The 13,630-nt window shown below is 71.1% G+C and carries 14 protein-coding genes and 1 riboswitch; of the genes, 8 read left to right on the top strand and 6 right to left on the bottom strand.

Translation table 11 applies throughout. From position 1 onward, the window contains the following. Positions 1-167 precede the first annotated feature (167 nt). The 6 genes from AB0K67_RS04890 (at position 168) to AB0K67_RS04865 (ending at position 6,972) form a co-directional block, all read left to right on the top strand. On the top strand, positions 168-680 hold the full coding sequence (locus AB0K67_RS04890; protein WP_364052953.1) for an FHA domain-containing protein: 513 nt from the start codon (positions 168-170) through the stop codon (positions 678-680). Between the two features lie 23 nt (positions 681-703). After that, entirely contained in the window at positions 704-1,330 is a 627-nt protein-coding gene (locus AB0K67_RS04885; RefSeq protein WP_364052951.1) for a MerR family transcriptional regulator, read from the top strand. A 131-nt stretch (positions 1,331-1,461) separates the two neighbouring features. Then, complete coding sequence (locus tag AB0K67_RS04880) at positions 1,462-1,932, top strand: bifunctional nuclease family protein (RefSeq protein WP_090771501.1); 471 nt, start codon at positions 1,462-1,464, stop codon at positions 1,930-1,932. Between the two features lie 147 nt (positions 1,933-2,079). Further along, entirely contained in the window at positions 2,080-2,700 is a 621-nt protein-coding gene (locus tag AB0K67_RS04875; RefSeq protein WP_364052948.1) for a MerR family transcriptional regulator, read from the top strand. A 195-nt stretch (positions 2,701-2,895) separates the two neighbouring features. Next, positions 2,896-2,992, top strand: a riboswitch (glycine riboswitch). A gap of 179 nt (positions 2,993-3,171) precedes the next feature. Then, positions 3,172-6,003, top strand: a complete 2,832-nt coding sequence (gene gcvP, locus AB0K67_RS04870) for an aminomethyl-transferring glycine dehydrogenase (protein ID WP_364052945.1) — start codon at positions 3,172-3,174, stop codon at positions 6,001-6,003. A gap of 159 nt (positions 6,004-6,162) precedes the next feature. Beyond that, complete coding sequence (locus tag AB0K67_RS04865) at positions 6,163-6,972, top strand: hypothetical protein (RefSeq protein WP_364052942.1); 810 nt, start codon at positions 6,163-6,165, stop codon at positions 6,970-6,972. A 37-nt stretch (positions 6,973-7,009) separates the two neighbouring features. Here the strand turns inward: AB0K67_RS04865 and AB0K67_RS04860 are convergent, their stop codons facing one another. After that, positions 7,010-7,357, bottom strand: a complete 348-nt coding sequence (locus tag AB0K67_RS04860) for a hypothetical protein (RefSeq protein WP_364052939.1) — start codon at positions 7,355-7,357, stop codon at positions 7,010-7,012. 82 nt (positions 7,358-7,439) lie between these two features. On the opposite strand from AB0K67_RS04860, the gene AB0K67_RS04855 reads away from it, so the two are divergent. Then, the gene (locus AB0K67_RS04855) at positions 7,440-8,030 is read left to right on the top strand and encodes an alpha/beta family hydrolase (protein ID WP_364052936.1); all 591 of its coding nucleotides are present in this window, start codon (positions 7,440-7,442) and stop codon (positions 8,028-8,030) included. Positions 8,031-8,482: 452 nt separating this feature from the next. Here AB0K67_RS04855 and AB0K67_RS04850 read toward each other — a convergent pair whose 3' ends face one another. Then, entirely contained in the window at positions 8,483-8,674 is a 192-nt protein-coding gene (locus AB0K67_RS04850; RefSeq protein ID WP_364052933.1) for a DUF5999 family protein, read from the bottom strand. Positions 8,675-8,871: 197 nt separating this feature from the next. After that, the gene (locus AB0K67_RS04845; protein WP_364052930.1) at positions 8,872-9,432 is read right to left on the bottom strand and encodes a TetR/AcrR family transcriptional regulator C-terminal domain-containing protein; all 561 of its coding nucleotides are present in this window, start codon (positions 9,430-9,432) and stop codon (positions 8,872-8,874) included. A 136-nt stretch (positions 9,433-9,568) separates the two neighbouring features. Here AB0K67_RS04845 and AB0K67_RS04840 point away from each other — a divergent pair, with 136 nt between their 5' ends. Further along, complete coding sequence (locus tag AB0K67_RS04840) at positions 9,569-9,946, top strand: hypothetical protein (protein ID WP_364052927.1); 378 nt, start codon at positions 9,569-9,571, stop codon at positions 9,944-9,946. A 368-nt stretch (positions 9,947-10,314) separates the two neighbouring features. Here the strand turns inward: AB0K67_RS04840 and AB0K67_RS04835 are convergent, their stop codons facing one another. From AB0K67_RS04835 to AB0K67_RS04825, 3 genes are all read right to left on the bottom strand, one after another. After that, positions 10,315-11,694: an RNA polymerase sigma factor gene (locus tag AB0K67_RS04835; RefSeq protein ID WP_364052924.1), complete on the bottom strand. Its 1,380-nt coding sequence runs from the start codon at positions 11,692-11,694 to the stop codon at positions 10,315-10,317. Between the two features lie 177 nt (positions 11,695-11,871). Next, complete coding sequence (locus AB0K67_RS04830; protein WP_364052921.1) at positions 11,872-12,243, bottom strand: hypothetical protein; 372 nt, start codon at positions 12,241-12,243, stop codon at positions 11,872-11,874. A gap of 43 nt (positions 12,244-12,286) precedes the next feature. Then, positions 12,287-13,435: an AMP-binding protein gene (locus tag AB0K67_RS04825; protein WP_364052918.1), complete on the bottom strand. Its 1,149-nt coding sequence runs from the start codon at positions 13,433-13,435 to the stop codon at positions 12,287-12,289. Positions 13,436-13,630 lie beyond the last annotated feature (195 nt).

Raw genomic sequence — 13,630 nt, 5'->3', positions numbered from 1 at the left:
GGGGGCGGCGGTAACTTTATCTGCGTCCGAACCACAGTGCAGCGCCCCGCCTTGACCTTTGCCGCTGATCAGCGTAAGTTGCGGCATTCGCAAACGTGAAAATAGCGAAGCGAGGCGCGCCCAGAGCACCGTCGCCGCGTCTTCGCGGTAGGAGGCCGAGCCGATCGATGCCGAGCGTCTACTGCACGCAGTGCGGGCACGCCAACCCCGAGGATGCCCGTTTCTGTTCCCGTTGTGGGTCGCCGCTGACCAGACACGAGGTCTCCGGGGACACCACCTCGACGATCTCCATAGCGGGAATCGAGGCGTACGAGGCTGAGACAGGCGACATGCTCCAGGCCGAGCGGGCGCTCGTCGAGCAGCTTCCGCCCGGCACGGCGTTGCTCACCGTGACCAGGGGCCCCAACCAGGGGAGCCGTTTCCGGCTCGACAAAGACCTGACGACGACGGGGCGCCACCCCGAGAGCGACATCTTCCTCGACGACATCACGGTCTCCCGCCGCCACGTCGAGTTCTACCGCCACCCGGGCGGTCAGTTCTCCGTGCGCGACGTGGGCAGCCTCAACGGCACGTACGTCAACCGCGAGCGTATCGAGGAGGTACCCTTGCACTCGGGCGACGAGGTGCAGATCGGCAAGTTTCGCCTTCTCTTCCTGATGCGGGGCAGCTCCGGCGTATGACTTCACAGGCGGCACGCTCGCACATGAGCATCGGGGAGGTGCTCGCGCTCCTGCGGAGCGAGTTTCCCGATGTGACGATCTCCAAGATCAGGTTCTTGGAGGGCGAAGGGCTGATCGAGCCCGAGCGCAGCCCCTCCGGCTTCCGCAAGTTCACCCACCTGCACGTCGAGCAACTGCGCTTCATCCTGACCGAGCAGCGCGACCACTACCTGCCGCTGCGCGTGATCAAGGACAAGATGGCCGAGAGCTTCGGCCGGCCGCGCGCGGTGCAGCAGGCGCAGGAGGTCAAGCTCAGCCGGGCCGAGCTGCTCGAGAGGGCGGGCATCGACGACGAGACGCTCACCGAGCTGGAGGACTACGGCCTGCTGGCCCCGGTGGCCAGGCGCTACGACGAGGAGGCGCTCAAGATCGCCCGCACCGTCGGCGCCCTGGCCCGTTTCGGCCTGCACGCCCGGCATCTGCGGGCGGTCAAGGCGGCGGCCGAGCGCGAGGCCGGGCTGGTCGAGCAGACGGTCGCCCCGATACTCAAGCGGCGCCGCCCCGGAGCCATCGGAGAGGCCGACGAGGTCGCCCGCGAGCTGTCGAATCTTCTGCTCGACCTGCACGCATCCCTTGTGCGCACGGAGGTGCGGTCGGTCCTGGGTCGTTGACGACGAAGCGAGCTGGGAGGCGAGGGCACATTCCGGGCCCACCGGGTGTTACGTTGAATTGCAGGAACCAGTCAGCAGAAGCGATGTTCACAAGCTGTGCCGGGTGACCGGTCAGGAATACGGAGCAGCCCGTGTTGCAGATGGAGGTCGTGGGCGTTCGAGTTGAAATGCCCACAAATCAGCCGATCGTCTTGCTCAAGGAGGCACACGGGGAGCGGTTCCTTCCTATATGGATCGGCATGACCGAAGCCACGGCCATCGCACTGGCCCAGGCTGAGGAGCCGCCGCCGCGGCCGCTCACCCACGATCTCTTCCGAGACGTGCTGAGCGCCCTGGGTGTGGGCCTGCGAGCGGTCAACATCGTCGCCCTGCGCGACGGCATCTTCTTCGCCGACCTGGTGTTCTCCAACGGCGTGGAGGTGAGCGCGCGGCCGTCCGACTCGATCGCGCTCGCCCTGCGTACGGGGGCGCGGATCTTCGCCAGCGAAGAGGTCGTCCAGGAGGCCGGGGTGATCATTCCGGACGACCAGGAGGACGAAGTGGAGAAGTTCAGGGAGTTCCTTGACACGATCACTCCTGAAGACTTCGGCAGGGCGGGGTAGGTATTTCAGTGCATTTACGCTTCACGACGCGCCGAGCCGGATCGTTGACTGAGCATGGTCACGGTCCTACGGTGCAAGTGAAACCCGTGGCCGCCCTTTACGAACCCCCAGATCAGGCCACGGGATGAGAGAAAGCCGGAGGTCCGCGTGGCGGTCAGCAGCGGCGAGGGAAAGACGGCCGGCCAGGAAGATCCGGTGCGGCGCGAGAGCGCGCGGCAGCGTGCCGGAGAGCAGGGACTGCTCTTCGACGAGCAGCCGACGGCGCTGCCGGGTGACATCGGATACCGCGGGCCCACGGCCTGCGCCGCCGCCGGCATCACCTACAGGCAGCTCGACTACTGGGCGCGCACGGGCCTGGTAGAGCCCACGATCAGGGCCGCGCACGGTTCGGGCTCACAGCGGCTCTACAGCTTCCGCGACATCCTGGTGCTCAAGGTCGTCAAACGGCTCCTCGACACCGGGGTGTCGCTGCAACAGATCCGTACGGCCGTCCAGCACCTGCGTGACCGCGGGGTCGCCGACCTCGCCCAGATCACGCTCATGAGCGACGGCGTCAGCGTCTACGAGTGCACCTCGGCCGACGAGGTGATAGACCTCCTCCAGGGCGGGCAGGGCGTGTTCGGCATCGCGCTCGGCCGGGTCTGGCGCGAGGTCGAGGGATCCCTCGCGGAGCTGCCGGGGGAACGAGCGGCGGTCGAGGACACCGTCCCGGCCGACCACCCCGCTGACGAACTGGCCCGCAGGCGGCGCGCCCGCCGCATCGGCTGACCTGATCACTTCCGTACCGCTCGCACCCGGGGGAACGCCGCCCGGGGCGGGGCACGCAGGGGAGCGGAGAGGCGGCACAGCGTCACCGCGCCATCAGGCCCTCACCGCCGGACCTGCGGTGAAGTGCGCCCTTCACGCGTGGTGCGGTGCACGGCAATCCCGGCCTACCGTAGTAATCTAGGACAGCAAAGCTGACGACCCCGTGCGGGAGAGTCCCCGGGCACCGTGCCCAGGGCGCCGAAGGAGCAACCCTCCCCGGAATCTCTCAGGCAACCGGTACCGCTCGGGCGAGGCGACTCTGGAAAGCAGGCGCGCCCGCCAGGCGTGTCTCACCGACGGTGCAAGCCCTGCGTCAGGGTGAAGCTCTCAGGTCGTGGCGCCGCGCAACGCGTGGCCCGCGCTGACAGAGGGGGAGATCCGGCACTCGCCCGCGCCCCGGCGCCGGTCTCCGAAAGCCTCGGGAGGCACACCATGACCGATCTGTCAGCTCCGCCGTTCTCGTCCAGGCATATCGGCCCCTCCGAGTCCGAGCAGCAGCGCATGCTCGAGGCCGTGGGCTTCGAGTCCGTCGCCGACCTCGTGGCCGTGGCCGTCCCGGAGTCGATCAGGGCCAAGGACCGGCTCCGGCTGCCCGCCGCGATCGGCGAGGCCGAGGCCATCGCCGAGCTGCGCGCTCTGGCCGGCCGCAACAAGGTCCTCACCTCCATGATCGGCCTGGGCTACTACGACACCGTCACGCCCGCCGTCATCCGCCGCAACCTGCTGGAGAACCCGGGCTGGTACACCGCCTACACGCCGTACCAGCCGGAGATCTCGCAGGGCCGCCTTGAGGCGCTGCTGAACTTCCAGACGGTCGTCTCCGACCTCACCGGCCTGCCCGTCGCCGGCGCGTCCCTGCTCGACGAGGGCACCGCCGCCGCCGAGGCCATGACGCTGGCCCGCCGGGCGGGCAAGTCCAAGAGCAACGTGTTCGTGGTGGACGCCGACGCGCTGCCGCAGACCAAGGCCGTGCTCGCCACCAGGGCCGAGCCGCTCGGCATCACGCTCGTCGAGCACTCGCTCGACGGTGAGCTGCCCGAGTGCTTCGGCGTGCTCGTGCAGTACCCGGGCGCCTCCGGCCGGCTGCGCGACTTCCGCGACGTCGCCGCCGCCGCGCACGACAAGGGCGCGCTCGTCGTGGCCGCCGCCGACCTGCTGGCGCTCACGCTGATCGCCGCCCCCGGCGAGCTGGGCGCCGACATCGCCGTCGGCTCCTCCCAGCGCTTCGGCGTGCCGTTCGGCTTCGGCGGTCCGCACGCGGCCTACATGTCCGTACGCGACGGGCTGCAGCGCCAGCTCCCCGGCCGCCTGGTCGGCGTGTCCGTGGACGCCGACGGCGACCCCGCCTACCGGCTGGCCCTGCAGACCCGCGAGCAGCACATCCGCCGCGAGAAGGCCACCAGCAACATCTGCACCGCCCAGGTGCTGCTGGCCGTCATCGCGAGCATGTACGCCGTCTACCACGGCCCCGAGGGCCTGCGCCGCATCGCCCGCCGCGTGCACCGCCAGGCCAGCGCCCTGGCCGAGAGCCTGAAGGGCGCCGGCATCGAGGTCGTGCACGGCGAGTTCTTCGACACCGTGCTCGCCCGCGTGCCCGGCAGGGCCGCTGAGGTCGTGGCCGCCGCCGCCGAGCGGGGCATCAACCTCTGGCAGGTGGACGCCGACCACGTCTCCGTCGCCTGCGACGAGAAGACCGGCGCCGCCGAGCTGGCCGCCGTACGCGCCGCGTTCGGCGTCACCGGCGACGCGATCGAGCCCGAGCAGGCCCCCGACGCGCTGCCCGCCTCGCTGCTGCGCGAGAGCGACTACCTGACCCACCCGGTCTTCCACCAGCACCGCTCCGAGACCGCGATGCTGCGCTACCTGCGCAAGCTCCAGGACAAGGACATCGCGCTCGACCGCTCGATGATCCCGCTCGGCTCCTGCACGATGAAGCTGAACGCGACCACCGAGATGGAGCCGATCACCTGGCCGGAGTTCGCCGCCATCCACCCGTTCGCGCCCGAGTCGCAGGCCGAGGGCTACCGCGAGCTGATCGGCACGCTGGAGAGCTGGCTCGCCGAGGTGACCGGCTACGACGCCGTCTCCATCCAGCCGAACGCCGGCTCCCAGGGCGAGTTCGCGGGCCTGCTGGCCATCCGCGCCTACCATCGCGCCAACGGCGAGGACCGGCGCGACGTCTGCCTCATCCCGTCGTCCGCTCACGGCACCAACGCCGCCAGCGCCGTCATGGCCGGCATGCGCGTCGTCGTCGTGGCCTGCGACAAGGACGGCAACGTCGACCTCGCCGACCTCGACGCCAAGATCGAAAAGCACCGCGACGCGCTCGCCGCGATCATGGTGACGTACCCGTCCACGCACGGCGTATACGAGGAGGCCATCACCGAGATCTGCGCCAAGGTGCACGAGGCCGGCGGCCAGGTCTACGTCGACGGCGCCAACCTCAACGCGCTCGTCGGCCTGGCCAAGCCGGGCGAGTTCGGGGCCGACGTGTCCCACCTCAACCTGCACAAGACCTTCTGCATCCCGCACGGCGGCGGCGGGCCCGGCGTCGGGCCGGTGGCCGTCCGCGCCCACCTCGCCCCCTACCTGCCCGGCCACCCGCTGCGCGGCGGCACCCCGGTCGGGCCGGTCTCGGCGGCGCCGTACGGGTCGGCGGGCATCCTGCCCATCTCGTACGCCTACGTCAGGATGATGGGCGCCGACGGCCTCACCGCCGCCACCCAGCAGGCCATCCTGTCGGCCAACTACCTCGCCCGCCGGCTGGCCCCGCACTACCCGGTGCTCTACACCGGCCGCGGCGGCCTGGTCGCGCACGAGTGCATCATCGACCTGCGGCAGATCACCAAGGAGACCGGCGTCACCGTGGACGACGTGGCCAAGCGCCTCATCGACTACGGCTTCCACGCGCCGACCATGTCGTTCCCGGTGGCCGGCACGCTGATGATCGAGCCCACCGAGAGCGAGGACCTCGCCGAGCTCGACCGGTTCGTCGACGCGATGATCGCCATCCGCGGCGAGATCGCGAAGGTCGCCTCCGGCGAGTACGACAAGACCGACAACCCGCTGCGCAACGCCCCGCACACCGCCGAGTCGGTCACCGCCGACGAGTGGACGCACCCCTACAGCCGCAGCGAGGCCGCCTACCCGGTGGCGTCCCTGCGCGAGAACAAGTACTGGTCGCCGGTGCGCCGCATCGACCAGGCGTACGGTGACCGCAACCTGGTGTGCTCCTGCCCGCCGCTGGAGGCGTACGAGGACTGAGCGGAGACCGGAGGGCGGGCCGCACGAGCCCGCCCTCCGGCATGCGCGGCCGCTCCCGCGCCCCGCCGGCGAGCCCGCCAGTCCTTCGGCGTCAAGTGAGCAGACATGATCGACGGAAGTCGTTAGGCTCGGGGCCGACCGTCCCCACAAGGAGCTCCGTTGACGTCCTCAGAACTGGAGACCTCGCCCCTCGACACCGCCCGCCGCCTGGCCGAACGCGGCGAACTCGACGCGGCGGCGGCGATACTCGGCGAGCTGGCCGACGATCCCGACGAGCCCGACCGCGCCCAGGCCGCCGTGGGCCTCGCCGTGGTCCTGGAGCAGCGCGGCGACGTCGAGGCCGCACGGCGGGCCGCCAGGACCGCCCTGGCCACAGGACACCCCGAATACGCCGCCCAGGCCGCCTGCCACCTCGCCCAGGGGTTCGAGCGCGAAGGGCGCGACGAGCAGGCCAGGGGCGCCTGGCAGGCGGTGCTGGGGGTCGGGACGCCCGCGTACGTGCCGCTCGCGCGCCTCGGGCTGGCCAGGCTCGCCGTCCGCGAGGGCAACCTGGCCGAGGCCGAGAAGGAGCTGCGCGAGGCCATGCAGGCCGGCGTCGAGGCCGGAGACGCGCGGATCGGCGCGCACGCCGCCCAGCGCCTGGCCGATCTGATGGTCGAGCACGGCGAGCCGGGCGCGGCGGCCGAGGTGCTGCTCGACGCTCTGGAGTTCGCCCCGGAAGACGAGATCCCCGGGCTGCGGGTGCAGCTCGGCATCGCGCATCTGGAGCTCGCCTGCGCCGAGTTCGCCGAGAGCGTCGAAGGCGGCGCCGACCCGCAGACCAGCGCCCTGGCCATCGAGCTGCTGGCCCGCACGCTGCCGCTGCGCGGGCGCAATGAGGACGCCGAGCGGGTGTGGACGTACGGGCTGGAGCACGAGGACGAGACGCTCGCCGCCGAGGTACGCCTGCGCTACCACCGCGACACCTGACGCGCTGGCGGATCGCGTCGCCTGGGCGCCGCGCCGGTCAGCGGCGCCGCATGATCACGGCGGCGGCCGCCACGTTGATCGCGACGATCGCCATCCAGGTGATCAGCAGGCCGCCCGCGCCCGCGCTCGCGACCGCGATGCCGGTCAGCGGGATGCTGAGGGCCAGCGAGCCGATCACGATCGCGACCATCGGCCCGGCCGGGCTCTGCCGCTTGCCCTGCGGCGCGGGCTCGTGGCGGTCGAGCTCGGCGCGTACGCGGTGCGCGATCGTGGCGTCGAGACGCTCCATGAACGAGTCGATGAGGGCGGCCTCGTACTCCGGGCCCAGGTCGCGCCGGGCGTCCAACGTGGCCTGCAGGTCGTCCCTGAGGCGTTTGTCTGACATGCGATCTATCATCCACGGGCCGTGGCACGCCGTCATCCCACCTGAGAGGTAGGGCGTGATCCTCCGGAGGTACGGTGCTGCCATGCAGGTGATGACCCCGAGAGGCCCGGCGATGGCCGAGATCGACGAGGCCGAGGACCCCAGGCTGTTGCTGGTGATGACCCACGGCGCCGGCGGCGGCGTGGACTCGCCCGATCTGCTGGCCGTGCGCGATGCGGCCCTGGCGGTGGGGGCCACGGTGGCGCGGGTGACGCAGGCGTTCCGGGTGGCGGGGGCGCGGGCGCCCGGCTCCGCGGCTGCGCAGGACGAGGCGTGGGAGAGCGTGGTGAACGCGCTGCGCGAGCGCTTTCCCGGGCTGCCGCTGGTGCAGGGCGGGCGGAGCAACGGCGCGCGGCTGGCCTGCCGTACGGCCAAGGCCGTCGGCGCCGTCACCGTGGTGGCGCTGGCCTACCCGGTGCACCCGCCGGGCAAGCCGGAACGTTCACGGGCCGACGAGCTGCGCGAGGCCGGGGTCGATGTGCTGGTGGTGAACGGCGATCGCGACCCGTTCGGCATACCCGATGCGGAGGACGCGGCCCGGCTGGTGGTGCTGCCGGGGGAGAACCACGACCTCAACAAGAACCCCGCCCGGGTGGGCGAGATCGTCGCGGAGTGGCTCACCCGGTACGCCTAGCCCGCACTGTCCGGGCCTGAGCGCTTGTGCCTGCGTGGGTGTGGTTCGCCCGCACCGCGCGGGCCTGCGCGCGTCGTACGCTCCTTACCCGCGCCGCCTGCCCGGCCGGACCGGGCGGGCCTGCACGGGCGCTGCGCGATCTTCATGCGCGTCGTGTGGCTTGCTCAGGCGCCTTGCTCGGCCTGTGCGCGGCATCGCGTGCGCTTCTTGCGCACGTCGTTCGGTTGCAGGTTCACGCGCGCTGTGCGGGCCGTCGCATCAGGCCGCACGGGCGGGATGCCGGCTTCTGGGCCGGCTTTGTACGGGTCTAGAAGGGTCTTCGCGCGAAACCTCTGGGCGGCCCTTCACGGGCCTTCGTATGGGCCCGCGCGCGGCGTTCATGTGCCGCTGGCGCGGGCCGGCGAAGATGGGCGGCCTGGCGCGGAGCCGCGCACCGGCCGCCCGGTGGCGGGTCAGGCCGCGCCGACCACGGGCCGGTGCGGCGCGATGGCCGCGCCGCTGGGCAGAAGCTCTCCGGTGTCCTCGAACAGGACGACACCGTTGCAAAGCAGGCTCCACCCCTGTTCGGGGTGACTGGCGAGTGTGCGGGCCGCTTCGCGGTCCGGCGCCTCTGCATCCGGACAGGCCGGTTCATGCGGGCACATCGGCGTGCCTCCGATATCTCGTGGGATGCTCCCGTGGTGGAGGGGCGGGAGCCGGCTCGGGTAGTTGTGCTGGCCCGTGTGGCGAGTCACACGTTTCGGCATGGCCCGCAGGGACTGTTACAGGAGGGTCCCCGAACCGTGTGACCTTCGACACAACGTGCCTCTTGCAGGATAACGGGCCGAGCGCACCACGCGCATCACGTTTGCAATCCCTTGAGAAGAGCGTCGAGTCCGCGCTCGAAGTCCTCATCCGCTCTTTCGTCCCGCCTGACCCATTCATCGACCTCGGGGTCGGCCCAGCCGGACTGCTGCACCTCGACCGCCACGCTGCCGAACACGAAGGCCCGCAGCGCGCGTACGGCCTCGGCGGCGTTCTCCAGGCCAGCCTCGGCGAGCTGCTCGGTCTGCTCCCTGATCGCGATCGCCGTGGCGCCCTTGGGCGGCTTGGTCAGCGCCAGCGCCAGTACGCCCGGGTGCTCGCGCAGCAGCTCCCTGCTCGCCCGGCACCACGCCTTGGCCGTCTCCTGCCAGGTCGATCGCGGCTCGACGTGCACGGACGTGACGTGCTCCGCCAGGGCGTCCATCAGCGCCTCTTTGCCGCGGGGCAGGTGGTGGTAGATGGCCATCGCCTCGACCTGCAGCGCGTCGCCCAGGCGGCGCATCGTGAGCCGGCGCAGGCCCTGGCTGTCGGCGATGTGCAGCGCGGCCTCGATGATCCGCTCGCGCGAGAGGGGGACCGGCGGTCTCTTGGCAGGCATGCCGGTGATCTTACTATGTAAAGGCGCTCGCGCCGGGGCGATTTCCGTCCGTGTCGCCGGACGGCGTACGCTTGGCGGTTGAACGAGTAACGACAGCGTGAAAGGGCCGGGTCGAATGGCGTTTTTCCGTCCGCGGGTGAGCCGGGAGGCAGAGGTTCGCTACCACGCGGACCAGGAGATAGCCAAGAGCTTCCCCGAGTTGCTCGACAAGGCCAGGCAGGCCGAGCGCACGCTGCAGGAGCTGCGTGCCGCCGACGCCGACGAGTTCGAGCTGCGCGAGGCCGGGCTGGCGTTCGACCGCGCGCTGACCGAGGCGCTGCGGGCCGCCGAGGCGGGGCAGCGGGCCACGTTCGGAGTGAAGGCCTACGACGACCGGATCGCGCGCCGCAAGGCCAAGGCGACCCCCAAGGGCGCCATGTGGACCGCCGAGGTCAACCGCCTGCGCACGCTGCGCGAGGAGAACCGCCTGTGGGGCATCCCGCGCGTCCCGCAGCGCGTCCCCGCCGCCCGCTGAACACCACCGTTTTCCGCTGACGGCCGCGCCGCTCGCTGACCAGCATCGTCTTGCGCTGACGGCCGCGCCGCCCGTTGAGCGGCACCGTTTTCCGCTGACGGCCGCGCCGCTCGCTGACGCCGTGCGCCTGGTGAACGGTCGCGGCCGCCCGGCTCGGCGTCCGCCGGACGCAGGCGACCCCCGCGCTCGCCGCCGCCTTCGGCGGTCTCTTCGCGGTGGGCGGCTTTTCGTGGTTTCAGCGGTCTAAGTGGCTCGTGATCGCCCGGCGGGCCGGTCGGGCCCGTGCATGACGAGAGCCCCGGTGGGCATGACGAGAGCCCCGGTGGATCACCAGGGCTCTCGGTGCCGGCACGCCCAGCCGGGCGGCGTCAGCTCGCCCAGTCCAGCAGCGGACGCGTGTTGCTGGGGTGGCGGAGCTTCGACAGCGACTCCTTCTCCAGCTGGCGGATCCGCTCCCGGGTCAGGCCCAGGTGCTTGCCGATCTCGTCCAGGGTGTGCGGCTTGCCGTCCACGAGGCCGAAGCGCAGCGCCATGATCTTCGACTCGCGCGGCGAGAGGTTGTCGAGCACGCCGCGCAGCTGGTCGCCCAGCAGCTGGCGGTCGACGATCTCCGACGCCTCGGGGGAGTCGACGTCCTCGATGAGGTCGCCGATCGTGGTCTCGCCGTCCTCGCCGATCGTCGCGTTGAGCGAGATGGGCTGCCGGCTGGTGCGCAGCAGTTCCTCGATCTGATCGGGCGTCTTGTCCAGCTCGACGGCCAGCTCCTCGGGGGTGGGCTCGCGGCCCAGCCGCTGGTGCATGTCACGCTCGACCCGCGACAGCTTGGAGAGCATCTCCAGCACGTGCACGGGCAGCCGGATGGTCCGCGCGGAGTCGGCGAAGCCGCGCTGGATGGCCTGCCTGATCCACCACATGGCGTAGGTGGAGAACTTGAAGCCCTTGGTGTAGTCGAACTTCTCCACGGCCCTGATCAGGCCGAGGTTGCCCTCCTGGACGACGTCCAGCAGGGACATGCCGCGGTCGGTGTACTTCTTGGCCACCGACACCACGAGGCGCAGGTTGGCCTCCAGCATGTGGTCCTTGGCCTGCTTGCCGTCCTCGACGACCATCTTGAGGTCTTCGCGCAGGTCCTCGGGCAGGTCGGGCTGGGTCTCCAGCTTGTACTCCGCGTACAGGCCCGCCTCGATGCGCCTGGCCAGCTCGACCTCCTGCGCGGCGGTGAGCAGGGTGCGGCGGCCGATGGACTTGAGGTAGGTGTGCACGGAGTCGCCCATGACGGACGCGGTGTCGTCGAGGTCGAGCGGCTCGTTGTCGAGGTCGGCGTCCTCGCCGTCGATGGCGAGGTCCTCGGCGACGTCCTTCACCGGGTCCTCGACCGGCTCCGGCGTGGGCTCGGGCTCGGCGCCGTCGGTCTTGCGGGACTTCTTGCCGTTGGGCTTCGCCGGCGCCTTCGCGTCGGTTTTTGCCTCGCTCGCCTTGCGGCCGGTATTCTCTGCCCGCGAGGTGGTCTTCTTGGCGGTGGCCTTCTTGGTGGGGGTCGTGGTGCTGAGAGACGGCTCGTTCTCGGCGGCCAGGCTCACGCCGGCCTCTGAGAGTTCACGCAGAATCGTGCGGCCTTCAGAGGGGCTGATACCGGCCTTCGCGAAAGCGTCACGCAGCTCCGCCAGAGAGAGGTGACCCTGCGCTCGCCCTCGTTCAATGAGCTGGTCGAGAGATACGGGCGGGGTCGCCACGGCGGTTCTGGGCATGAGGACACCTCCTCCGTACGGAGTGGAAGCGATCAGGCAGGTTGTGGTGGGGCGGTCGACGTCCGCACGGCGCACCAGTATCAATAACGCCAATCGCCGTCATTTGTTCCCGTGCGCCCGATGCGGGGGATGAGAAGGGGCCGATGGCCCGAATACTCAACCGCCCCGTCCCGGTTCTTATTCCGGCTGCCCGGCGATCTCTCCGGATTCGCCCTCGCTCGGCTGCTGCCCGCCCGGCTCGGCGTCGCCGATCTCCAGCTTGCCCACCTCGGGCATCGGCATCGGCTGGGCGTCCTCCATCCGCTGGTCGCTCCAGTAGCGGAGCACCGTCTGGGGGTCGGGGTTGACCTCCGTGGAGACCACGGCGGGCTCGCTGCTCTCGGGGCTGGGCTGCTCGCCGGACGGTGACGCCTTCTCCATTTCGGCTCTGGTCTCCCTGGCGACCTGGTCGAGCTTGCCCGCCGAGGCGGCCGCCGCGACTGAGGCGCCCCCGACGATGATGACGCCGACGACGGCCGCGGATGCCCACATCTTGCGGGTCTGGTCCATGAAGGCTCCCTCCTTCTCCCCACTATGACGCAGCCGCAACTCGTCAGGTTCCTGCCCTCAGCCGTACTAGATCGGTCTTTCCGTTCGGCAGCAGTGGCAGCCGGGACATCAGCCGCAGGTCGCGCGGGGCGGCGTGGGGAGGAAGCCTGTCGCGGCAGTATGCCCGCAATTGTGAAAGTGTTGGTGGTGCGTCGGGGTCGGCGGGGACCACGACGGCGGTGACCAGCTCACCCCACTCCGGATCCGGTACGCCGATCACGGCCACGTCGGCGACCTCGGGGTGCGTGGCGAGCACGGCGGTCACCACGCCCGCCACCACCTTCTCGCCGCCGGTGTTGATGACGTCGTCGGCCCGGCCGAGCACGCGCAGCCGCCCGCCGTCGAGGTCGCCGAGGTCGGAGGTGACGAACCAGCCGCCGTCGAGCGGGGCGGGCGGCCGGTCGAAGCGGTAACCGGAGAACAGCACCGGCCCGGCGATCCTGATCAGGCCGTCATCGCCGATCTTGACGTCGACGCCGTCGAGCGGACGGCCGTCGTAGACGCAGCCGCCCGAGGTCTCACTGCTCCCGTACGTCGTCACCACCCGCGCGCCCAGCTCGCGGGCGCGCTCCAGCAGGCCGGGACGGGCCGCGGCGCCGCCGAGCAGGATCGTCTTGAACACCGACAGGTCCGCGCCCATCTCGACCAGCCGGTGGAGCTGGGTGGGCACCAGCGAGACGTGGTCGGCGCCGGATTCGAGCACCGCCCGGGGGTCGAAGGCCGGGTGGATCACCGGCTCGCTGTCCGAGAGCAGCGCGCGTATCAGGACCTGCAGGCCGGAGACGTGGGAGACGGGCAGGCAGCACAGCCAGCGCTCGCCCTTGGCCGCACCGACGCGGCGCAGCGAGGCGGTGGCGGAGGCGCGCAGCGCGGCGGCCGAGAGCATGACGCCCTTGGGCGGGCCGGTGCTGCCGCTGGTGGAGATCACGACCGCCACGTCGCCGGGGACGCCGGCGCCGTCGTCGCGGGGTGAGCCGCCGACATGGGTGGGCCGCAGCGCCTCGATGGCGGGACCCTCCTGGCCGGGGGTGAGCGGGAGGATCGCGGGCCCCTCACCCGCCAGCGCGTCGCGGATCGCCGCGAACAGGGCAGGTCCCGGAGGCTGCACGATGGCATGCAGTGGCCGGTCCGGATGCGACGGGTTCCTCCACATGCTCGTAAGGTTAATGGCGACAGGTCGGACAGCGGGTTCAGGGAGGGTCGTGACGCGTTCCCCCGTGGTCTTCCGGATCCCGATGCGTACACGGCTTCGCGGGCAGACCGCCACAGCGGGGCCGCCCCCGCGGGCTTGCGCGCGGCGGTCTGAGCGCCCCGGTCCGCCTGGCGTGTCCCCGTGCGACCCGCCGGG

The sequence above is a fragment of the Nonomuraea sp. NPDC052634 genome, from assembly GCF_040678535.1.
Lineage (GTDB): Bacteria > Actinomycetota > Actinomycetes > Streptosporangiales > Streptosporangiaceae > Nonomuraea > Nonomuraea fastidiosa.
This window is presented reverse-complemented; position numbering and strand designations above follow the sequence as displayed.